Annotated in this window: 17 protein-coding genes; 12 read left to right on the top strand and 5 right to left on the bottom strand. The window is 58.7% G+C overall.

Features of this window, described 5'->3' with window-relative positions; translation table 11 throughout:
- Nucleotides 1-330 precede the first annotated feature (330 nt).
- The 8 genes from CA51_RS22830 to CA51_RS22795 all read left to right on the top strand — a co-directional run bounded on the left by CA51_RS22830 (nucleotide 331) and on the right by CA51_RS22795 (nucleotide 10,795).
- Nucleotides 331-2,523, top strand: a complete 2,193-nt coding sequence (locus CA51_RS22830; RefSeq protein ID WP_145123453.1) for a peroxidase family protein — start codon at nucleotides 331-333, stop codon at nucleotides 2,521-2,523.
- Between the two features lie 461 nt (nucleotides 2,524-2,984).
- Nucleotides 2,985-3,443: a putative toxin-antitoxin system toxin component, PIN family gene (locus tag CA51_RS22825; protein WP_261343040.1), complete on the top strand. Its 459-nt coding sequence runs from the start codon at nucleotides 2,985-2,987 to the stop codon at nucleotides 3,441-3,443.
- A 2-nt stretch (nucleotides 3,444-3,445) separates the two neighbouring features.
- Nucleotides 3,446-3,733 carry a toxin-antitoxin system HicB family antitoxin gene (locus CA51_RS22820; RefSeq protein WP_197451411.1) on the top strand — a complete coding sequence of 96 codons (288 nt, stop codon included), beginning with the start codon at nucleotides 3,446-3,448 and terminating at the stop codon, nucleotides 3,731-3,733.
- A 448-nt stretch (nucleotides 3,734-4,181) separates the two neighbouring features.
- Nucleotides 4,182-4,616: a hypothetical protein gene (locus CA51_RS22815; RefSeq protein ID WP_145123450.1), complete on the top strand. Its 435-nt coding sequence runs from the start codon at nucleotides 4,182-4,184 to the stop codon at nucleotides 4,614-4,616.
- Nucleotides 4,617-4,707: 91 nt separating this feature from the next.
- On the top strand, nucleotides 4,708-6,054 hold the full coding sequence (locus tag CA51_RS22810; RefSeq protein WP_231745842.1) for a matrixin family metalloprotease: 1,347 nt from the start codon (nucleotides 4,708-4,710) through the stop codon (nucleotides 6,052-6,054).
- Between the two features lie 142 nt (nucleotides 6,055-6,196).
- A complete protein-coding gene (locus CA51_RS22805) occupies nucleotides 6,197-6,871 on the top strand; it encodes a sigma-70 family RNA polymerase sigma factor (protein WP_145123449.1) in 675 nt (224 codons plus the stop codon).
- Nucleotides 6,858-9,515: a serine/threonine-protein kinase gene (locus CA51_RS22800; RefSeq protein WP_145123448.1), complete on the top strand. Its 2,658-nt coding sequence runs from the start codon at nucleotides 6,858-6,860 to the stop codon at nucleotides 9,513-9,515. The genes CA51_RS22805 and CA51_RS22800 overlap by 14 nt, the downstream gene beginning before the upstream one ends.
- Complete coding sequence (locus CA51_RS22795; RefSeq protein WP_145123447.1) at nucleotides 9,512-10,795, top strand: hypothetical protein; 1,284 nt, start codon at nucleotides 9,512-9,514, stop codon at nucleotides 10,793-10,795. Before CA51_RS22800 ends, CA51_RS22795 begins: the two co-directional genes overlap by 4 nt.
- 127 nt (nucleotides 10,796-10,922) lie before the next feature.
- Here CA51_RS22795 and CA51_RS22790 read toward each other — a convergent pair whose 3' ends face one another.
- The 5 genes from CA51_RS22790 to CA51_RS22770 all read right to left on the bottom strand — a co-directional run bounded on the left by CA51_RS22790 (nucleotide 10,923) and on the right by CA51_RS22770 (nucleotide 16,631).
- A complete protein-coding gene (locus CA51_RS22790) occupies nucleotides 10,923-12,224 on the bottom strand; it encodes a DUF1501 domain-containing protein (protein WP_145123446.1) in 1,302 nt (433 codons plus the stop codon).
- A gap of 28 nt (nucleotides 12,225-12,252) precedes the next feature.
- The gene (locus CA51_RS22785) at nucleotides 12,253-13,929 is read right to left on the bottom strand and encodes a DUF1553 domain-containing protein (RefSeq protein WP_145123445.1); all 1,677 of its coding nucleotides are present in this window, start codon (nucleotides 13,927-13,929) and stop codon (nucleotides 12,253-12,255) included.
- Between the two features lie 350 nt (nucleotides 13,930-14,279).
- Complete coding sequence (locus tag CA51_RS22780; protein WP_145123444.1) at nucleotides 14,280-14,606, bottom strand: Rieske (2Fe-2S) protein; 327 nt, start codon at nucleotides 14,604-14,606, stop codon at nucleotides 14,280-14,282.
- A 33-nt stretch (nucleotides 14,607-14,639) separates the two neighbouring features.
- Nucleotides 14,640-15,716: a Gfo/Idh/MocA family protein gene (locus CA51_RS22775; RefSeq protein WP_145123443.1), complete on the bottom strand. Its 1,077-nt coding sequence runs from the start codon at nucleotides 15,714-15,716 to the stop codon at nucleotides 14,640-14,642.
- Between the two features lie 123 nt (nucleotides 15,717-15,839).
- Entirely contained in the window at nucleotides 15,840-16,631 is a 792-nt protein-coding gene (locus CA51_RS22770; RefSeq protein ID WP_145123442.1) for a phytanoyl-CoA dioxygenase family protein, read from the bottom strand.
- Between the two features lie 384 nt (nucleotides 16,632-17,015).
- Between CA51_RS22770 and accD the strand changes: the two genes are divergently transcribed.
- From accD to CA51_RS22750, 4 genes are all read left to right on the top strand, one after another.
- Nucleotides 17,016-17,855 carry an acetyl-CoA carboxylase, carboxyltransferase subunit beta gene (gene accD, locus CA51_RS22765; protein ID WP_145123441.1) on the top strand — a complete coding sequence of 280 codons (840 nt, stop codon included), beginning with the start codon at nucleotides 17,016-17,018 and terminating at the stop codon, nucleotides 17,853-17,855.
- Between the two features lie 30 nt (nucleotides 17,856-17,885).
- Nucleotides 17,886-18,839 carry a serine/threonine-protein kinase gene (locus tag CA51_RS22760; protein ID WP_145123440.1) on the top strand — a complete coding sequence of 318 codons (954 nt, stop codon included), beginning with the start codon at nucleotides 17,886-17,888 and terminating at the stop codon, nucleotides 18,837-18,839.
- A 296-nt stretch (nucleotides 18,840-19,135) separates the two neighbouring features.
- Nucleotides 19,136-19,975, top strand: coding sequence for a hypothetical protein (locus tag CA51_RS22755; RefSeq protein ID WP_145123439.1), 840 nt, complete (start codon nucleotides 19,136-19,138; stop codon nucleotides 19,973-19,975).
- On the top strand, nucleotides 19,953-20,165 hold the full coding sequence (locus CA51_RS22750; protein ID WP_145123438.1) for a hypothetical protein: 213 nt from the start codon (nucleotides 19,953-19,955) through the stop codon (nucleotides 20,163-20,165). Before CA51_RS22755 ends, CA51_RS22750 begins: the two co-directional genes overlap by 23 nt.
- Nucleotides 20,166-20,264: the final 99 nt, after the last annotated feature.

Genomic DNA, 20,264 nt, shown 5'->3' with positions numbered 1-20,264 from the left:
AAAGCGTGCGGCGGTCGGTGCGTGCAGTGGGAATCAGCCGCCACGCGTTAACGTCCGGTTGGCTGGAGAACCGATCGGTAGAGCGTGCCGGTCGATTTTTCAGGCTGAAAAAGACTGAATATCTCTAGAGCGTGGTGGCCCCTCTGGCTGTCGCGGGCTGCCTGGTGTGACTGCTTGCGAGGTGGCGTGAGGCGCCGCTGCGAGGGACGTCCGATCTGTCGACTCAGAAAAATTTGTCCATCGCGCGTGACAAATGAGCCCGGCAAATTGCCTTTCAGGAGAAGCGTGACTCTCTTCTTCTCTTCTCCAGTCATTGGACAAAGGTGTGGTATGAAACCTGCAGATACCTTTCGTGCGCTTTACAACTCGTTGTGGTCCAAATCGAATCGCGCTTCCAAACGGCCGCGCCGCCGCCGTCGCCGACTGCGCAGCGAAACGCTCGAATCGCGTCAGATGCTGGCTGCCGATCTGAATCTGTTCCAACACAACTACTTCGATGCCGAAGATGTAAACGACGACGGAATCGTTTCGCCGGTCGATGCGTTGGCGATTTTAAATGCGATTCAGCGGAATCAACGCGACGAAGGAGGGATGTTCACCGACGTCAACAACGACGGTCGACGCGGTCCGATCGACGCGCTTCGTGTGCTCAACCGGATCAATCGCGGTGGCCAGGATCGCCACGACTCGCCGATCGACAATGGCAGCACGATCCCCGACCTGCCCGATGAGGTCCGTTCGATCGACGGCACGGGGAACAACTTGGAGGATGAGGATCTTGGGGCCGCTGGAACGACGTTGTTGCGAGTCGCCGATGCCGACTATGCCGATGGGATCTCGGAGCCCGGTGGCGAGGATCGGCCGAGCGCTCGGGAGATCAGCAATGTGTTGAGCGATGCCAGCGTCGATAGCGAGGGGAACGATCGTGGCCTGTCGGCGTTCCTCTACGTTTGGGGACAGTTCATCGACCACGACATCGATCTCTCGTTGTCTCAAGAGGATGGCGAAACGTTCGACATCGTAGTGCCCGCTGGCGATCCGTACTTCGACCCCAGCGGTACGGGGGAGGTGACGATTGGGCTGAGTCGTTCGGTGTACGATTTGACCACCGGAACTTCGGTCGACAATCCGCGGGAACAGGTCAACGCGATCACCGCCTACATCGATGGTTCGCAGGTCTATGGATCGGATCAAGAGACCGCCGACGGATTGCGTTCGTTTGAAGGAGGCCGCTTGGTGATCACCGACGACGGCCTGCTGCCGTTGGACGAATCGGGAATGGTGATCGCGGGCGACATTCGTGCCAGCGAAAACATTTCGCTGACCGCGATCCAAACGTTGTTCGCACGCGAACATAATCGCCTGGCCGACGAGATCTCTGCGGCGGATCCCGATCTGATCGACGAGGAGATCTACCAACAAGCCCGCGCGATCGTGATCGCTGAAATCCAATCGATCACCTACAACGAGTTCCTGCCGGCGCTGTTGGGTAACAATGCGGTCGACTCCTACGATGGCTACGACGCGTCGGTCAATCCTTCGATCGCCAACGAGTTCTCGACTGCCGCGTTCCGGTTTGGCCACAGCACGCTCAACGACGACATCGAATTCTTCGATAACGACGGGCTCGAGGTCCGCGATGAAATTTCGTTGACCGAAGCGTTTTTCAACCCCTCGCTGTTGGAAGAGACGGGAATCGATTCGATCCTGAAATACGATGCGTCGTCGCAATCGATGCAGATCGATTTGGAGGTCGTCGATAGTCTGCGAAACTTTCTGTTCGGGCCTCCCGGTGCCGGCGGTTTTGATCTGGTATCGCTGAACATCCAACGCGGCCGCGATCACGGCCTGGCTGACTACAACAGCACCCGCGTCGCCTATGGACTCGATCCGGTCGAGAGCTTCGCCGACATCACCAGCGATGTCGAACTGCAAGGCAAGCTGGAGTCGCTGTATGGCGACGTCAACAACATCGATCTGTGGGTCGGTCTGTTGGCGGAGGATCATGTTCGCGGAGCGTCGGTTGGCGAAACTCATCAAGCGATCATCTCCGATCAATTCGAAAGGATCCGCGACGGAGATCGGTTCTGGTATGAGAACGTTTTCGAAGGTCGCGAGCTGAAAGAGTTGCAGCAGACGACGTTGGCCGACATCATCGAGCGAAACACCAACGTCGAAGGGTTGCAGGAGAACGTCTTCTTCATGAACGCCACGGTCAGTGGAACGGTTACACGAGCCGTCGACAATTCCGCGTCGAATCGGTCGCGAAGCTCGTCGTTGAATCGGAACAACAATTCGAGTCGCGATGTCGCTGTCGAAGGAGTCGAATTGGAGTTGTTGGATGACGAAGGGAACGTGATCGACAGCACGACGACCGATCGCAAAGGGAGCTATCGCTTCAGCAACTTCGTCCACACGGGCGAATATCAGATCCGTCTCGCCGAGACCGGTGAAACACTCGACCTCCTCGTCTCCAACGGCGCCACCCGCTTGCGAGGCCTCGATTTCGAGATTGTCGTCTAACTGTTTGGTAGCCCGGAGGGCGGCATACGAACTGCCGGAGTGCGTCAGCCTCCGGTCCCAAAGCTGCAGGCGATGCCAAGCCCGGAGGGCGACAGACTCGCACTCACATTGTGTCGGCATCCGGCCTAGATATGCTTCGGTCGCCACTCTCGATCCGGCGGCTTACACCGCCGGCAGTTCGTATGTCGGCCTCCGGCCTGAGAACCGAGCGGATTGGATAGCCCGGAGGGCGACACACTCTTACTCACATTGTGTCGGCCTCCGGCCTGAGAATCGAGCGGTTTGGATAGCCCGGAGGGCGGCATACTCTTATTTATTCAGAGGTGCTTGCCGATCTACGCCAGGGAATTGCTGTCTACCACCACTCTCCCGATTGTCATCGCGAGAGTGGCTCGGCAATATTTGTTGACGCGAAGAATTCGATGTAGCACAATACGGTATTAAGCATTTGGCGGCGGTATGTGAGTCATCCATTGAAAATTGTCTGCCCTCCTGTCGTTCTCGATACAAATGTATTGGTCGCTGGAGCGTGTCGACACGAACAAAGCATGGCCTATCGCGTGCTGATGGCGGTGCTTAACCGTCGCGTTCCGCTGATGCTTACCGAGGGGATCATTGCGGAGTACACAGACGTTTTGTCGCGGCCGACGGTACGGAAATTGACTGGCCTGACGGCTAAGCAGAATTCCGATTTGGTCTTGGAACTCATTTCGCTGTCACACCAAACGCAACTGCGTTTTAGTTGGCGCCCGAATCTGAGCGATGAAGCGGATAATAAGTTCATCGAAGCTGCGGTCGCCGCAACTGCGATCATCATCACCTATAACGTTCGCGATTTTGATTGTGCCGCTCTCGTCAAGCATGGATGGGATGTGATGACACCAGTCGAATTTTCGACACTTTACGATTTAGGAAATTGACCATGGCAACCCTCTCCTTGCGAATGCGAGACGACTTGAAAGCAAAGGCTCAACAGTTGGCCAGCGAACAAGGGGTTTCCTTGAACAGCTACATCAATGCGACGCTGGCGGCGACCGTCGCGCAAGCGGAAACGCTGGCGATGATGGGTGACAAGTTCGATGGTGTCGATCGAGATCGGTTGCGTGCTCGAGTCATGAAGTTCATGTCTGCGACACAGAGCGGCCCCGAACCGACTCCAGTCGAGATCGAACGAGCGATCGCAGGCAAGTCGGACGTCGGGAGCCGTTAAACTAAATCGTCCGCCACCCGGAATTGAAACAGGCCTGCCGGCGGCTTCTGGACTCGCACGACGTGACGGTATCCGTCCGTGATGTGCGTTTGTTGCCATTCTCGGCCCGGCGGCTTACACCGCCGGCAGATCGTGTGTCGGCCTCCGGCCTGAGAATCGAGCGGATTGGATAGCCCGGAGGGCGACAGACTCTCGCTCACGTTGTGTCGGCCTCCGGCCTGGATGGGATTCAAACGCAAATCTCCGGGTTCACAACGTGCCCTTAACGACCGCGTTGCCGAGGCTAACGTTCACTGATCGGCCTTAGTGCAAAGTTTTCCGAAAAAGCTCGACTGCGGGTGTGACTTTCTTGAAGGGAAAACGCCCCTATTGCCTGAGCCTTGTCGGTTGATGTCGACTGCGCGAGGCGACTGCTTCTCTTTTCTCGCTTTTCGCAGGAGGGTGTTCGATGACGTTTAAACGAGCCTTGATGTTGGCTGGGTTGGTGACCGCAACGATCTTGTTGGCAGGCAACGATGCCCAAGCCCAATGTTCTGGAGGACGCGGAGGTGCGTCGGGAGGATCGGCGGGAACCGGTTATGCCCTGGGCCAACGCTACGATCCGCTGGCCTATCAACGCGACTACGCCTTGCAGCAACAGAGGTACCTGCAGAACCAACAGTTGTATGCGATGCGGCAGCAGACATATCAACAACAGGTGGCGCAGAAGTACCAGCAGCGACAGGATTTATTGGCCGCACGCAAGGAACGAGCGATGTTGAAGCGAGAAGCCCGCGACGCACGGATCGCTCAACTCAAAGCAGCTCGCCAAGCCGAGCGCGAAGCGGAGGCCTCGGCGAGCGAATCTTACGCGTCGGCCGAGACCGTCGTCGCCATGCGTTAGCGAAAGGTCGATCGGTGCGGCGCCGCACTCTGTGGCGTCGCTTGGTTTTGGAAAACCGTCAGTCATCCCCTTTGATAGGAAGAAGGTCCACATGTTTCGTCGTTCAATCATGTCGCAAAAACGCAAGCCACTGCAGCGCCGCAAGTCGCGAATCCTTGTCACCGAGACACTTGAATCGCGCCGCGTGCTGACTGCCAGTGTCGGCTGGGATGGCCCCGGCTTGGGAAACGCAGAACTGACCTACAACATCTCCGGCAGTCCGAGTTCGCTGACGCAAGCGGAAACCGACGCGGCGATCGAGACGGCGTTGAACGCTTGGTCGAGTGTCGTCGATGTCAGCTTTACCCCCACCGACCAATCGGGGTTGCGCGATTCGATCGACATTTCGTTTACCAACATCGATGGTGACGGCGGCACGTTGGCGCAAGCCTATTTTCCCGACGATGTGAATCCCGCGAGGATTGCCGGCGACATCCAATTTGATTCCTCCGAGGTTTGGGAGGTTGGCAATTCGCTAGGCAATCAAGCCTTCGATCTCGTCTGGGTCGCGGTCCATGAGATCGGTCACGCGCTGGGACTGGACCACTTGGATGATGCCAGTGCGGTGCTAGCACCGTTTGTATCGCCGAGCCAAAGTTTTGCGGGACTGTCGAGCGAAGATATTGCCGAGATCACCAGCCTTTACGCTGCGGCCGACGACAGCATCTTGCCAGTCGACGATTCCGATGCGACCACCGATCTGGTCGACACCTCCGACGACGATACGACCGACGACGATACACTCGATTCCGGCGATACAGAGAATGAAGAAACGCTCGATCCTGTCGACGACGGCACCGAAACCGTGGACGATCCGACCGCCGAAGATGATGACTCGCTAGAACCGGTCGATGACGGGGGCGTGTTGGATGGTGGTGAAACCGACGAGACCGACGAGACCGACGCACATTGCCTCGACGGCTCACGGTTTCGGTTTGGCGTGGGGCTTGGTTTGACGGGAGCGACGGCGGAAGATCTGCTGACGCGGTTGGACACCAACAAAGATGGCGAGCTGACTGAGGAGGATGTTTCCAGTCGGTTGTGGGATCGTTTGGTCGATGCGGAGATCGATGCCGATGGAGACGCGGTGATCACGTTGGCGGAAGTCGAAGCGGCGTTGGCGACAGCTCGCGAAGACTTTTTCAGTGCCCTGGACGCCAACGAAGATGGTTTGTTGACCGCCGACGAAGTGAGCGATCGGTTTTGGGAAAAGGTCTCCGATGCCGATAGCGATGCAGACGAAGCGGTTTCGCTGGACGAATTGTCTACTTGGTTGGACGACGGCAACTCGCTTCACCGCCGCGGCGGGCATCACTCCCATCGCGGATTCCACCACTGCGTCGATGCAGCGTTTTCACTGTTAGGGCGTGCAGCGAGCCAACGCGGATTCTTTCGATGAATCGTTTAACTTGGGGCGAACTGGCACACGGATCGGTCGGCTGTGGAAATTTGATTTTCTCAGCCGCGCGGTTGAAACAAAACGCGACGTTTCCGTTCCCTAATTTTGGAAACCGGTAAACCCTTCAGCGCAGGCAAGCACCGTGATCGCAACCGATTCGACCCACCGTTCCGATTCCAGCAGCCAGTCGGGCCAAACGCAAGAGTTTCGATCGCTGCTGGAAGCGGCTCGCGATGGCGATTCGGAAGCCTTGGGCCGTTTGCTGCAATGGTACTCCAACTACTTAACGTTGTTGGCCAGCACGCAATTGGATCGCCGTTTGCAACGCCGGTTGAATCCGTCGGACATCGTTCAGGAAGCGATGTTGGCCGCCCACCGCGACTTCGGCGATTTTCGCGGCCAGAGCCAAGGAGAGCTGTTGTGCTGGCTGCGACAGATTCTGATCCACACGCTGCATCGCGCTTTTGCCGCGAATGTCAAAGTCGCCAAGCGGGACGTCCGCCGCGAGGTGTCGTTGGACGCCGTGGCCAACGGACTCGAAAACTCCGCCATCAACCTCGCTTCGATCCTGCCCAACCGAGGTGAATCGCCGAGCGCTCCGATGCAAGCTCGTGAGCGCGCCGTCTGGTTGGCCGACCAATTGAGCGAGCTGCATCCACCCTACCGCGATGTGATCGTCTTCCGCGTCCTGCAGGGAATGTCATTCGACGAGATCGCCAAGCGGATGGATCGTTCCGGCGGTGCGGTGCGGATGCTTTGGCTGAGAGCTCTGGAAGCCTTCAAGACGCAGGGAGAAGCTCGCGATGTCTGTGAATGATTCGGTGCTCGATTCCTGCGACGAACCGGAATTGCTGCGGGCGTTGGACGACGATCAGAAGCAACGCCTGACCGAGCAACTGGATCGCTATCTCCAGTCGCTCGAATCGGGCGAGCCGTTGGATCTGGAGACGCTCGATCGCGAGAATCCCGATTTGTCGGAGGTCTTCGCCAGCTATCTAAGCAAGTTGGACGCACTCTACGGCGTCGCGGTCGGCTTCCAAGACCCGACCGATCAATTCAGCGACTTGCAGCCGACCTCGGGCAGCCCGATGACATTAGGCGATTTCACGGTGCAGCGTGAGATCGGCCGGGGTGGGATGGGCGTCGTCTACGAAGCGAATCAGAAGTCGTTGAACCGGCAGGTCGCTTTAAAGCTGTTGCCGATGGCGTCGCTGTTGGACGCTCGCCAAATCGCCCGCTTTAAAAACGAAGCCCGTGCCGCGGGACTGCTGCAACATCCGCACATCGTCCCGGTCTACAGTGTCGGTTCGGAGCGCGGGATCCACTATTTTGCGATGCAGTTGATCGATGGCCTGCCCGTCGACGCTTGGATCTTGCAGCAGCGTGAGTCCGCGTCGACGTCGCGCGATTGGCGATCGATCGTCGCTTGGGCGATCGATATCGCCGACGCTCTGCATTATGCCCACACGTCGGGCGTCGTCCATCGCGATGTCAAACCGTCGAACCTGTTGCTTGATTCCGCGGGCAAAATCTGGATCGCCGACTTCGGTTTGGCTCGCTGCCAAGACGATCGCTCGCTGACCGTCAGTGGCGATCTGTTGGGAACGATGCGTTACATGAGTCCCGAACAGGCGACGGGCAAAGCCGAAGCGGTCGACCATCGGACCGATATCTATTCGCTGGCCGCGACGCTGTTCGAGATGTTGACTTTGCGAACCGCAGTCGTCGGCGAGGACGGACCGACCTTGCTGCGAGCGATCCAACAGGACGAACCGCCGCGGCTGCGCAGTCTGTTGCCCCACACGCCCGCCGACTTGAGCGTGGTGTTGCAAAAAGCGATGGCTCGCCGCAAGGATGATCGCTACGAATCGGCCGACCAATTGGCCGCCGATCTGCGAGCGGTCCTCGATGGTCGACCCACATTGGCTAAGCCGCCGACGGTCGTCGCCCGCGTGGGACGCTGGACGGCGCGGCATCGTCGCTCGGTCGCTGTCGCCGCTTCGGTCTGCGCGGTGGCGATGTTATGGTTGGTCGCCAGTAGTTTGATCATCTTGCAAAAGAGCAACGACGCCAAATGGAGCGCCGTCCAACGCGATCAATATTTCCGGCACGCCCAATCGGCGGTCGATCATCTGGGAACCGAAGTCGCTGAGCAATTGGCCTCCGTGCCGGGAGCTGAACAGGTGCGGCACTCGCTGTTGTTACAGACGCTGCGGTATCACGAACAGTTCGCGGCGCAAGCGACCGGCGATCCCGAACTCTCCGCGGAAGTGGCTCGGACCCATTCGCGGATCGGAACGATCGTCAAAGAATTAAAATCGCCGCGCGATGCGATCGGGCATTTTCGCCGCGCCGCGGAGGGTTATGCGGCGATCATCGAACGTCCCGAGTCGATTCCCGCGGAGCTGGCGGCTGTGGAAACGCGCTATCATGCCGCGCAGAACCTGAATCATCTGGGGCTGGCGCTGGCCGACATCGGCGAGTCTGACGAGGCGTTGCAAAACTATCGGCAGACTTTGGCGATCCAGGGCGCGCTGGTGCAGAGTGATCCGGAAAACGAGCGTTACGCGGCGGAGTTTGCGTTAACGACAAACAATCTGGCGTTGTTGTTCATTCAGAATGGCGATGTCGCTCAGGCGAGGCCCCTGTTGGACGATGCGATCGCGCGGCTGACGACAATTGTCGAACGGAAACCCGAGGACGAACTGGCCGCTCGTGGACTTGCATCCGCACTGGCCAACCGGAGCGCCGTCACCGTCGACGATCCGCGCAGCGAGATTGAACTGTTGCAGCGAGCGATTCAAATTCGAGCCGCTTCGGTCGGCGAGTCATCGAATCGGTTGAGCGCTTCGGGCGAACTGGCGACGCTTTTGAATAATCTAGGTTCAGCGAACATGCACGCGGGACGATGGGCGTCGGCGGAGCAAGCGTTTACGCGAGCGGCTGGACTGCAGCGTCAACTGTTGAGCATCGCTCCGGCGATCGATCAGCATCGCCGCGATTTGGCGACCAGTTTGAACAACGTCGCGAGGGCGTTGCAAAAGCAAGCAAAACACGCCGAAGCGATCGAAGCGTTGGATGAAGCGATCTCGCTGCAACAGGCGAGCCTGGAGCTCAGCAACGGCGACGCCTCGGGGCACAGCCGCATCGGCGCGATGCTGCACAACCGCGGCAGTTCGATGCTGGCGCTCGGTGAATTGGCAGCCGCGGAAAGGCAATGGAAACAAGCGATCGATCAACAACAGCTGGCATTGGCGATCGACCCGCAGCACGCCGAAGCGAAGCGTTTTTTGCCGACTCATTATTCCAGCTTGCTGCGTTGCTTGGCTCGTGGCAAACGTTGGCAAGCGATCGATGCGGTGGCTGTCAGCTATCGCGCGGCGGCCGCGGGAAATGGAGCGGCCGAAAAACAAGCCGATCGCGATTTGGCTGCCGTCAACGAATTGGCGGTGGCGCAATGAAAGCACCGCTGAAACGATCGTCATCGCGTCGACTGAGGCTCGAGCAATTGGAGGGACGCTGGATGCTGAGCGCCAATCCGTTGACGTTGGCCAGCGACGACCTGGGATATCGCGGGGACCAAGGCGATCGATTTTCCGACACGCAGATCGTGGATAGTGGATCGCGCGGTGGAGGCCCACGCGACGCAGCCGCTCAACAGGGCAACGATCGCGGCGGACCCGAGTCACGCGATTCGGGCGATCGCGAAGACTCTCGATCAGGCCGCTTGGATGACCAGCGTCCTGGTGGAGAGCGCCGCGGCGGGGATCGCAACGGCGATCGTCCACCACCACGTCGCGATCGTGGCAGCAGCGACGGAACGCCAACCATCACGGACAACGATCAATCGTCAACGACGCTCCCCGACGTTGTCAACGTGACGATTCGCACCGAAACATCGTCGACGTCGATTGGCGATTCGACATCGCCAATTCGCACGCCTGTCGTATCTTCATCGGGGCCTGGCGTCGACTCAAACCCAGCGGTTCCGGGGCTGTCGGGCGAACAAGGTGATCTCGGGCCGATGCAAGCCGACGTCGACGGCGTCAGCGAGACCGTGCTGGTCTCGGTCACTCCGCAGGGCGAGCTGTGGGAGCTGAGTCCGGAGAGTTTCGATCAAGTCTTGAGAGCCGAAAGCGAGACGTTCGCGAATCCGTCGACGGTCGAAGCGATCGAGGCGGTCGATCAATGGTTGAATCAATCCGACGCGTTCCGAGATCAAATCGAGCAATTGGACCAGGCGATCGAAGACCTCGCCGAAGAGGATCCGGCAGCGGAGCCCGAGGCTTTCGAATTGCCCGAAGGGACCGAGTTGCAGCCCGATACAGCGGCGGAAGCTGTCCCGCCGGAGAGCAATAGCCAGCAGTGGTTATTGGAGACCAGCGGACTGCTGTTGGAGAACGATTCCAGCTCGCGAACTGTCGCCGATCCGCAGCCGCCTCGGTCGGGCGAATCGATCGCCAACGCCGACGCCGGTTGGAACGTAGGGATTGGCGTTTTTAAGGCGTTCGAAAGCGTGCTGCCGGCCGCGCCGCAGCGTTCGCTGTCGTCGGCGCTGTTGCCCACCGTCGCGACGCCACCACGGATTCCATCGCCGGTCGAACCAACCGCCGAAAGCGATTCGCAGCGGAGCCTCGCCTGGTACGAAGCGGCGTCGCTGGCGGTGATCACGATCGCGGGAGTGGTTTATATGCGGAGGTCGCGAACTGAGACGGTCCGAAACTCGGCTGATTTCGTTTAACCGCGTGCCCATCGGGCCGCGCGTTTTGGTTGAGCTGGTGCTTGGACGCGCGGGGCGTTGCCCACGCGGTTAAACGAGAGCTGCGGTGGGGTGTTCGCGCGGTTATACGATCGGGGCGGGCGATGCGCTAGGAGAGGATCGATTCGATCGGTGTTCCTTCGCTGAGCTTCAGCGGGCGGCCGATCGGCGTGATCAGCTCGCGCTCGAATTGGACGTCCAACGCCTTCAAAATCGTGGCGTGGATATCTTGAACCGTCACCGGATCGCCGACGTTGGTCAGTAGATCGTTTTCCTTGTTGTCGAGCTTGGGATCGGGGGAGGTCGCTCCGTGGACGATTCCCTGCCGCAGGCCGCAACCGGCCAATGCGATCGAGAAGCCGTGCGGCCAGTGATCGCGGCCGCCGACGGGATTGATCTTCGGTGTCCGACCAAACTCGCCGCCGCAGACAACCAAGGTCGAATCGAGTAGATCGCGATCGGCCAGCACTTGCAGCAGCGTCGCGTAGGCGGGGTCGAGGATTTCGCACTGCGTCCGCTGGCCGTTGTGATTGTCGGCGTGGGTGTCCCAGCCCGACAGGCCGACTTCGACACATCGCACGCCAACTTCGATCAGCCGGGCGGCGGCAAGGCAGCCGCGGCCAAAGGCTGTTTCGCCGAACTGAGCTCGCAACGCTTTCGATTCTTTGTCGACTTCAAACGCTGCTAATTGATCGCTGTCCATCATCGTCAGCGCACTCTTGGTGGCGATCCCGTGCAGGGTGCGATCGCGATCGAGATCACGCAACCGGCCTTTGCGGAAATTCGATTCCACCACATCCATCAAACCATCGACGCGGCGCTGGAACCGCTTCTCACCGACATAAGGCCGAATGTCGGGAACTTTGTTGGCCGGATCGTAGACCTTGAAGGCATCGTACTTCGCGCCTAGATAGCCGCCGCGTCCGGCGGAGTTATCGGGAAGGATCGAGATGTGCCGAGGAATGTCCGCGCCGCCGGGAAGCTCATGGCAAACGATCGATCCGATCGATGGATGGACCACGGTTGGGTCGGGACGCCAGCCGGTTTGGATGTTGTAAAACGCGCGTTCATGGTCACCTTCTTTGCTGGTCACCGAGCGGACCAACGCAACGCGGTGCATTTGTTCGGCTGTCTGGGGAAGAAACTCAGAGATCTGCACGTCGCGAGCCGTCGTGTCGATCGCTGCGACTTCGCCGCCGTATTTTGTGCCGGCATGAGGGTCGAAGGTTTCGTATTGGCTGGGAGCTCCTTTGAGCCACAGGATGATGACCGATTTCGGCCGTACAGGCTTCGAGGATTGTTCGCTGCCGCGAGCCAGTTGGTTGGCCAATGCGGTCATGCTGAGCGCGCCGGCGGATTGCAACAGTGAGCGCCGCGAGAGGTGATCGTGTGAACCACAGTCGATGTTCATGGAATGGACTTTCGCAGGCGAGTGAGGGTTAATGGTTCCAGCTGAATTCGCTGCTGTTGATCAGGATCCAAAACAGGTCCTCGACGAACTGGCGACGGGAAACGCCCTGTTCGGATTGCCGAACCCACGCGGCCGCCTCTTCCTCGGTCGGTCGCCGATTCAAGATCGATAGATACGTGATCTCCACGGCGTGGGCATCGTCGGTTGCGAACATCGCGATCTGCGACGATGCGTTCATGAACGGGTTTTTCCCCGTCCGCTCGTTGACCAGTTTGCCGTTCATCGCAAGCAGGCGTTGCGTGATCGTGATCGCATCCTGTCCAAATTCGTCTTCGCCGGTGTCGCCATAACGATTGATGAAGTCGTGCTTCTCGCCCAAGGCATGCAATTGAACCAGCAGTGCCGATTGGCGATCGAGCGTGGCCAGACGGCAGGACTGGATGATCGAACTGGCAACTTGTTCGGGCCGCAGCCGAATCAACGGGTAGACCGCCCAAGCCTGCTCGTGTTCGCTGGTGACTTCGAAGTCGCATCGACTGTCGAGTTGAAAGGTTTGCAGGTGACTGATGATCCGAATCAAGCGACGCAGGTCCCAATCGTGCTCGGCGAAATCGTGAGCCAAGCGATCCAGGCCAGCCGGGAAGGGACCGTGCAACGGGATGTCATCGACTGGATCAGACAGCGGTTTACCAAACATCAACGCCCAGACGCGATTGACCGCAGCGCGGGCGGCGGGGATGTTTTCGGGATGGGTGACCCAGCGGGCAAGCTGTTGCCGCGAGGGAAGTTTTTCGGCAGCCGGATCGGTCGTCAGCAGTTCGGGAAGGAAGGGGACGATCGGTTCGACCTCTTCGGTCTCGTCCTCATAAAGGAATTGATATTCGTAAGTCTTGCCGTCGTCGCGAATCCCCTGAATCGAATTCGCTGCGGTGCTGTAGAAGGCGGCGAGATGATGGAAGTCGCGCTGCGTTCCTTCGAGCGGATCCGAATTGGTTCCCAAGGTGACGTTGCCGAGAAAGTCATCGTGGCATTGCAAGCAATCGATCCGCATTCCCAAGAACGCGCGGCTGGTGCGGGCTGCCAGACGGACCGGATCGACGCGGCCTTTCTCCGTCGTGTCCAGCGTCACGGTGAGGAAGTTGACTTGCGGATTTTCGGTCCAGATCCCTTTGGCGGTGATCAGTTTGCGGACGATCTGCGAGTAGGGAACTCGATCGTGCAGTTGTTGCGACAGCCAGGTGATAAAGCGTCGGCGGCGGTAGACGATGAAGGGCCCAATGTCGGCGCCGACGTAGGCCCGGCCTAAGCGTTCGGCCCAGTAGTCGGCGAAGCGATGGTCGGCCAACAACCGCTCGGTCAACGCATCGACCTGAGTCCCTTCGGGCAGCGACTCCAACCACCGCATATCCTCTAGCGAGATGCTGCTGCCGATCAGAGCTAGCGAGATGCGGCGGCTGACCGTCTGCCAATCGGCGTCCGGTGCTCTCGATAAACTCTCGCGAGTCCAGGTCGTTTCAAATTCGGCGTCGACGTCAGCGACGACCTCCATCCAATCGGCGGTCTCGCTGGCGGTGCTGGCTTTCGGTATCGGCGGCGGCTGCGTCGATCGCCCATCGCCGGAGAGGCCGTTGGCAAGGTAGCCGATGCCCAACAAGCCAACGGCTGCGAGGAGCGTCCAACGGGCGAGCGATTGATACCATTTCATGTGTCATCACCGGACGCGATTTGCGGTTTCGCAGTGGATTGTGGTTATCGAAACGGTCGTGAGACGTAATCCAATATAACGTTCGCCGGCATTCGCTGCGGATTTATTGCTACGAACGCGTATTACTAGCGCGTATTACTAGCACGAAGCGCAAGCGAGTGATTTTTGCGGAGTTATATGTACCAGTTCATTTTCGTATCACTCGCTTGCGCTTCGTGTTGGTATGGCGGAGGCGAAAGTGGAACACTCGCTTGCGCTTCGTGCTGGTATGGCGAAAGGCGACCATCACACTGTTCGTTGGTCCTTGGGGAAGCTTGGTCGGAAAAATCGATATTCGAAAGAAAGTTCGTTCAAACCTCGTCGGCGACTATCAATTCGACGATCCCGTCGCGATCGCGGATCGGGAACGTTTCGGCCAAACTGCGGCCGCTGATCGTATGTCGGCCCGAAGTGAGTTCGAATTGCCAGCCGTGCCAGGGACAGGTGACGCAGCCGTCGCGAACCGCTCCATCGGCCAACGGTCCGCCTTGATGCGGGCAGATTCCATCGATCGCAAACAATTCGCCATCGACTCGAAAAACGGCGACGATCCGCGTGCCGACCAGGAACTCGCGTCCAATCCCCTCTTCGATCTCTTCGGATTTCGCGATCGTGGTCCAGTTTTCAGCGGCGTTCATACTTATCGTTTCGGGGTTGCAGAAGGTGTTCGATTAGTCCAACAGCGGCAGCGTTTGCTTGGCCGCGGCGCTGGCGATCGCGGTGTCGACGATCTGTTGTCCGATCCGGGAGGTTTCCGGTGAGAGTGGCCCTTCGATCGGCAGGCGGTTTTCCAAGCAGTGGATCAGGTAGGCGACGGGGTTGCTGTCGATCAACGCTTGCGCGTCGACAGGGATCTCCACGCCGGCGGGCTCTTCGCGGGTCTGCAGTCGGACCGTCGGTTGGTAATCGAAACATCCGATCGTCCCTTCGGTGCCGACGATCACAAATCCGCATCGCGGTTGCGGTTGGTGTGTCCAGGGATCGGTGAACGTTCCCCAACGGGTCTCCAGCTTGCTGAGTCCGGTTGCATAACGGAGCACCGCCACGCAGTGCTCGTCGACTTCCAGCCCCGCCGGTTGGTCGACGACCGCGGTGACTTCGATCGGCCGTTGGCCGCCGTTGAACCATGTCGCCAACGTCGCTCCATAGCCCAGGTAATCCAACAACGCTCCGCCGCCAGCCGCCTTCTGATAGAACCAGCTGTTCGGTTTGTCGGCGGCAATCTGCTCCGCCGTTCGCTGCTGCTTGCCCGCCGCATGGTGTAGCGGGCCACGATTGCCGTCGTAATAATGAACCTCGATCACGTCGCCGATCATCCCTTCGCGGATCAAACGGTGGGCGGTGCGATGAGTGGGAAACCAGGTCATCGGCCAATTGATCGCCAGCGTCCGACCGGCCCGCTGCGCCGCGGCGATCATCGAATCGGCTTCGGCGAGCGACGCCGCCATCGGTTTTTCGATCAGCACATCAACTCCATGAGCCATCACGCGCTCGGTCCACAGACCGTGCCCCGCAGCGGCTGGACACAGCAGCACGATGTCGGGCTGCGTCTGGTCCAGGCAAGCCTGCCAATCGCTGAAGACCTTTTCGCTGGGCAGTTGCAATTCGTCGATCGCCTGCTGCATGCGATCGGGTTGTTCATCGCACAGGCCAACGATTTCGACGTCGGGCAACGCTGCGGCCAGCCGCAAGTTGTCGCCCATGTGAAAATGTTCGAAGTTGATGCCGGCGATTTTCCAACGTGCCATCGGGTTCGTCTTTCAAGCTGTCTGTTTAAGTAGGGAGCGTCTGCGCCGGCGGGCCTCGCGGGCATTACAAAACGCGGGGCGATGCCCACGCGGTTAAACGAGGAGATTCTATTTGTTACTTGATTAGGTTTGGGTGAGCGCGTTCCACTGGTTCGTGCCGGCGGTCAGCACGTCGTCGTCGCCGATCATTTCGAGCGGCTGGTATCCGTTGTGGCGAATGACTTCGTAGGGATTGTTGCTGCGGGCGTTGTAGCAACAGATCAGCGACCAACGCGAATGCTCGCTGCGGTTTTGGTCGGAACGATGCAGCAGGTTGCCGTGAAAGAAGAGCGCGTCGCCGGGCTGCATCTCGACGTGCAGCAGGGGCAGTCGTTTCAGAATCTGGTCGACGCGAGCTTCATCGGCGCCGGTCTGGCCGCCAACTTTGCCATGCTCCAACCGCCCCAACTGTTGCGACTGAGGGATGACTTGCAAGCAACCGTTGTCGCGGCCGGCGCGATCGATCGCGATGTAACAACTGGCCATCCGCGGAAACAGGCAGCCGTAGTTGTACCAATATCCGTAATCTTGATGCCATTCCCAGGCCCCGCCGACGCGAGGTTCTTTGAGCATCAGTTTATGGTGGTAGTGGTAGATCTCTTCTCCCATCAGCGACTGCATCGATCCGGCGACGCGTTGGCAGCGTGCGATGGCGCTGAACATGTCGTCGGATAAATGATCGCGGACGGCCAGCACGGTTTGGCCTCCGGCGGCGTCGCTGCGGGCGGTCGCTGCCGATTCGATCTCGCGATCGCGGCGGGCGATTTGTTCCAACAGCTGGACCTCCGGCGGCGAGAGCAGTTGGGAGACCATCAGAAAACCCTCGCGGTCGAAGGTGGCTTTGTCGTCGGCAGTGATCTGCAAGCGGCTGGTCATCGGAAACCTCCTTACGTGCGGCACAGCAAAAGCTGATTACAATAGGTGCCTATGCTCTCACGGGCGAACGTCGGACGCCATATGCCCAGGGCAATTAAGTGTTTGTGCTTCGGCGAATGAGGCGAGCCGCGGCGGCGCGGCGTTGTCCAAGCGAACACGTCGCTACCGCGTGCCGGCTGATGCCTGCAATTGAAACACCACTTAGCCCTGGCTATATGCCTAGAAGAATCCTTAGCGGTATCGTAGGCTAACGGGGCTGAAGCGTTGCGGGGCTGGGGCCCCGATCCAACCGATGCAGCGAAAAATTGCGATAACCGATATATTTGGATCGCGAACAACGCGAATTTAATATCTTCACTGCCCCTTTGATGGGTGAATAATTGCATGGCGACCGTCGAATCGAACAGCGAAGCCCCCAATACCAAAAAACGCGGAATTCCCGAGGGTTTGTGGATCAAATGCCCCGGATGCTTGTCGAGCGTCTACCGCAAAGAGGTCCAACGGCGGCTGAATGTCTGCCCTAAGTGCGACCACCATCTTTACGTTTCGGCTGCCGATCGAGTCGAACAGGTCTTGGATGAAGGGACGTTTGAAGCCTGGGACGAAGAGCTGAGGCCCACCGATCCCTTGGAATTTGCTGACCGAAAACGTTATGCCGAGCGATTGTTAGCCGAACAGAAGCGGACCGGATTGGTCGATGCCGCTCTGACCGGAACCGGAATGATCCGAGCTCGCCGCGTTGCGTTTGGAGTTACCGACAGTGCGTTTATCATGGGAAGCATGGGATCGGTTGTCGGCGAGCGGTTGACGCGGTTGATCGAACGAGCGACCGAACAGAACCTACCCTTGATCATTATTAGTGGCTCCGGCGGCGGGGCTCGGATGCACGAAGGGATCCTATCGCTGATGCAGATGGCGAAGGTCTCCGCAGCGCTGGCTCGATATCACGAATCGGGCGGGCTGTTCATCAGCGTCTTGACCAACCCCACTATGGGCGGCGTCGCTGCTAGTTTTGCTTCGTTGGGAGATCTCTGTTTCGCCGAACCCAAGGCATTGATCGGTTTCGCCGGACCGCGGACGATCAAAGCGACGATCGGCATCGAATTGCCCGAGGGTTTTCAGACCAGTGAATTCCTGTTGGAGCATGGTTTTATCGATCGGATCGTCGCTCGCGATCGCTTGAAATCGGAGATCGCCCGCGTCATCGACTACTGTGGCAAATAACACTCCTCCCCTCGACTACGAATTACGTTTATGGGTCTGCTGGACAAAATTCAATCGCTGATCGGCAAAAAGAAGACGGAAGAGGGAGATTCCGGCGCCGCGGCGGTTCCGAAGAGCAAGCAAACCAAGGGGAGCAACAGCCTGGATGTCGAAGCCCGCTTTGAGCGGATGCGGTCGGCAGTTTCGGGGACGATGAGTAACTTCATCACCGCCCGGGATCGGCAATACAACCGCGTGGTCGGGCTGAAATTGTGCGACGCGGAAAAAGTAGCCACCTTCGAAGCCCGCTTCAAAGGCCTCAAGAAACCGATCGAAGGGGCGATCGCTGTGCAAATGCAGCACCCCAACGTCGTGGAGACCTACGAATATGGGACCACCAAGCAGGGGCAACCCTATCTGGTGATGGAATATGTCGACGGCCCTGGGCTGTTGCAGGTCATCCAGACGCGGAAAGAAGAGACCTTGGCCGGGAAGCGTTTATCGCTGATCCGACAGATGGCTGAGGGGATGAAATACGTCCACGAGAAGGGATTCATTCACCGCGACATCTGCCCTCGCAACTTTATCTGTTCCTCCGACATGGATCGGATAAAGCTCATCGACTTCGGTTTGACCGTCCCCGCGTTGCCTCCTTATATGCAGCCGGGCAACCGCACCGGGACGCCTCTTTATATGGCGCCGGAAATCGTTCGCCGTCGGCAGACCGACCAACGCGTCGACGTGTTCGCCTTTGGCGTTTCGATCTACACGTTGTGCGCGTTTGAGTTCCCGTGGCCTGTCAACGACACGACTGGCAAAGCCGCGCTGCAGCACGACACGCATCCACCGATCCCGATCTTGCAGTTCCGCCCCGACCTGAATCCTGTGTTGGCGACGGCGATCATGCGTTGCATCAGCCCCAACGTCCAGGACCGGATGCCTTCGATGGAAGCCTTCTTAAGGCAGATCAAAGGGGTCAGGTCGGAGCTGAAGTCACCGGCTTAATTCGAAACCGGGATCGCAAACCGGCGGACTCATGAATTCCCCAACCGGCAAAGTTGGGGACGATTCGGGGGCGGCGAGTCGCTCTACAGCTGGTAACTCGCTCATTCGCTGCAACCACACCCCCTCTTGCGAGGCATTTTGGGATTCGTGGTTTAATGTTTGAATCATTTTCTGGCGCTGACTATACTTCAAACGTGCTTCAATATTTGTCCGGTCCTAACCTTGTCTGTCGTCCAATTCTCGTGCGACCTGACGGGCAAACTCGGTTCGCTCCGTAACGTGTAGGGAAACCTTCCATGACCTTTCTGGGAAAGATATTTTCAGCGCTGATTTTTGTGCTCAGCATGAGCTTCCTGTTGCTCGCCATCATGGTTACCGCAACGCACAAAAACTGGCGTGACGCCGCAATCAATCCATCGACCGGTCTCAAGCAGATGGTCGAAGCGAAGGAGCGGGGAATCAAACAGTTGCAAGAGTCGTTGACTCGTGCCGAAGTCGCGTTGGCTCACGAGCGAGCCGCTCGACGGACCGCGCTTGCGGCGCTGCAGACCGAAGCTGCTGAATTGCGTAGCAATCTGCAGAATGCGGTCAGCGAAGTTCAAACGCTCGAGGGTCTGAAGACCGCGTTGACCCAAGAGGTCAACACGCAGACGCAAGAACTGACGCGTTTGACTTCGGAGAACGCCGGCCTGCGGACTCAGATTCGCAAAGAGCGTGAAGACCGCGATCAATTGTTCTACACCGCAGCTCGGGTCAGCGATGAACTGAACGCGACCAAGGGTGTCGTTTCCGAGATGCAAGAACGCAACACGCAACTGATCGCTCAGAACACGCGTTATAAAGAAGTCCTCACCGCTTCGGACATCAATCCCGAAGACCCGATCGACAACGCACCGCCCAAACGCAACGGCGTCGTGTTGTTGGTCAGCCAGCCGAGCCGGTTGGTTCAGGTCTCGATCGGTTACGACGAAGGCTTGCGAGAGGGACATTTCTTAGAGGTCACACGCGGTGGCAAGTATCTGGGACGGCTGCGAGTTCGCAAGACCGAACCAAATCAAAGCGTCGCTGAGATCCTGCCCGAGCTGCAGAGCGGAATCATGAAGGAGGGCGACCGTGTCGACACAAGCATCAAATAATATCAAGCAGAAGCAAGCGTTGAGTGTCTATACAGTGATGTTGATCGCCAGTGCGTTGGCACTGTTGATCGCCTGCATCCTGCTGTATTACGAACTCAAAGCCTACGGCGATTTCCCTTATTGGAACACTCGCGACGCTCAACCGGCATCGGCATCGATCGCCCCCGTCCTACGGACCTTCTTGGCATAGCCAGCTGGCATATTGCTAGCAATTCTTCCTGCACTGCCAATCGGTAAACTGTACCGATTGGCAAAGTGGCGACCTTGGCTGACTGCATTTTATCTGCCA

It is taken from the genome of Rosistilla oblonga (assembly GCF_007751715.1).
GTDB classification, from domain to species: domain Bacteria; phylum Planctomycetota; class Planctomycetia; order Pirellulales; family Pirellulaceae; genus Rosistilla; species Rosistilla oblonga.
Note: the sequence above shows the minus strand (reverse complement) of the source record. Positions and strands in the feature narration are given on the sequence as shown.

Bases quoted from the DNA above. Each gene is read 5' to 3' on its own strand.
- CA51_RS22790 (WP_145123446.1), bottom strand. From the start codon at position 12,224: ATGAACATCGACTGTGGTTCACACGATCACCTCTCGCGGCGCTCACTG.
- CA51_RS22785 (WP_145123445.1), bottom strand. From the start codon at position 13,929: ATGAAATGGTATCAATCGCTCGCCCGTTGGACGCTCCTCGCAGCCGTT.
- CA51_RS22770 (WP_145123442.1), bottom strand. From the start codon at position 16,631: ATGACCAGCCGCTTGCAGATCACTGCCGACGACAAAGCCACCTTCGAC.
- CA51_RS22830 (WP_145123453.1), top strand. From the start codon at position 331: ATGAAACCTGCAGATACCTTTCGTGCGCTTTACAACTCGTTGTGGTCC.
- accD (WP_145123441.1), top strand. From the start codon at position 17,016: ATGGCGACCGTCGAATCGAACAGCGAAGCCCCCAATACCAAAAAACGC.
- CA51_RS22760 (WP_145123440.1), top strand. From the start codon at position 17,886: ATGGGTCTGCTGGACAAAATTCAATCGCTGATCGGCAAAAAGAAGACG.
- CA51_RS22755 (WP_145123439.1), top strand. From the start codon at position 19,136: ATGACCTTTCTGGGAAAGATATTTTCAGCGCTGATTTTTGTGCTCAGC.
- CA51_RS22800 (WP_145123448.1), top strand. From the start codon at position 6,858: ATGTCTGTGAATGATTCGGTGCTCGATTCCTGCGACGAACCGGAATTG.
- CA51_RS22775 (WP_145123443.1), bottom strand. From the start codon at position 15,716: ATGGCACGTTGGAAAATCGCCGGCATCAACTTCGAACATTTTCACATG.
- CA51_RS22820 (WP_197451411.1), top strand. From the start codon at position 3,446: ATGGCAACCCTCTCCTTGCGAATGCGAGACGACTTGAAAGCAAAGGCT.
- CA51_RS22780 (WP_145123444.1), bottom strand. From the start codon at position 14,606: ATGAACGCCGCTGAAAACTGGACCACGATCGCGAAATCCGAAGAGATC.
- CA51_RS22795 (WP_145123447.1), top strand. From the start codon at position 9,512: ATGAAAGCACCGCTGAAACGATCGTCATCGCGTCGACTGAGGCTCGAG.
- CA51_RS22815 (WP_145123450.1), top strand. From the start codon at position 4,182: ATGACGTTTAAACGAGCCTTGATGTTGGCTGGGTTGGTGACCGCAACG.
- CA51_RS22810 (WP_231745842.1), top strand. From the start codon at position 4,708: ATGTTTCGTCGTTCAATCATGTCGCAAAAACGCAAGCCACTGCAGCGC.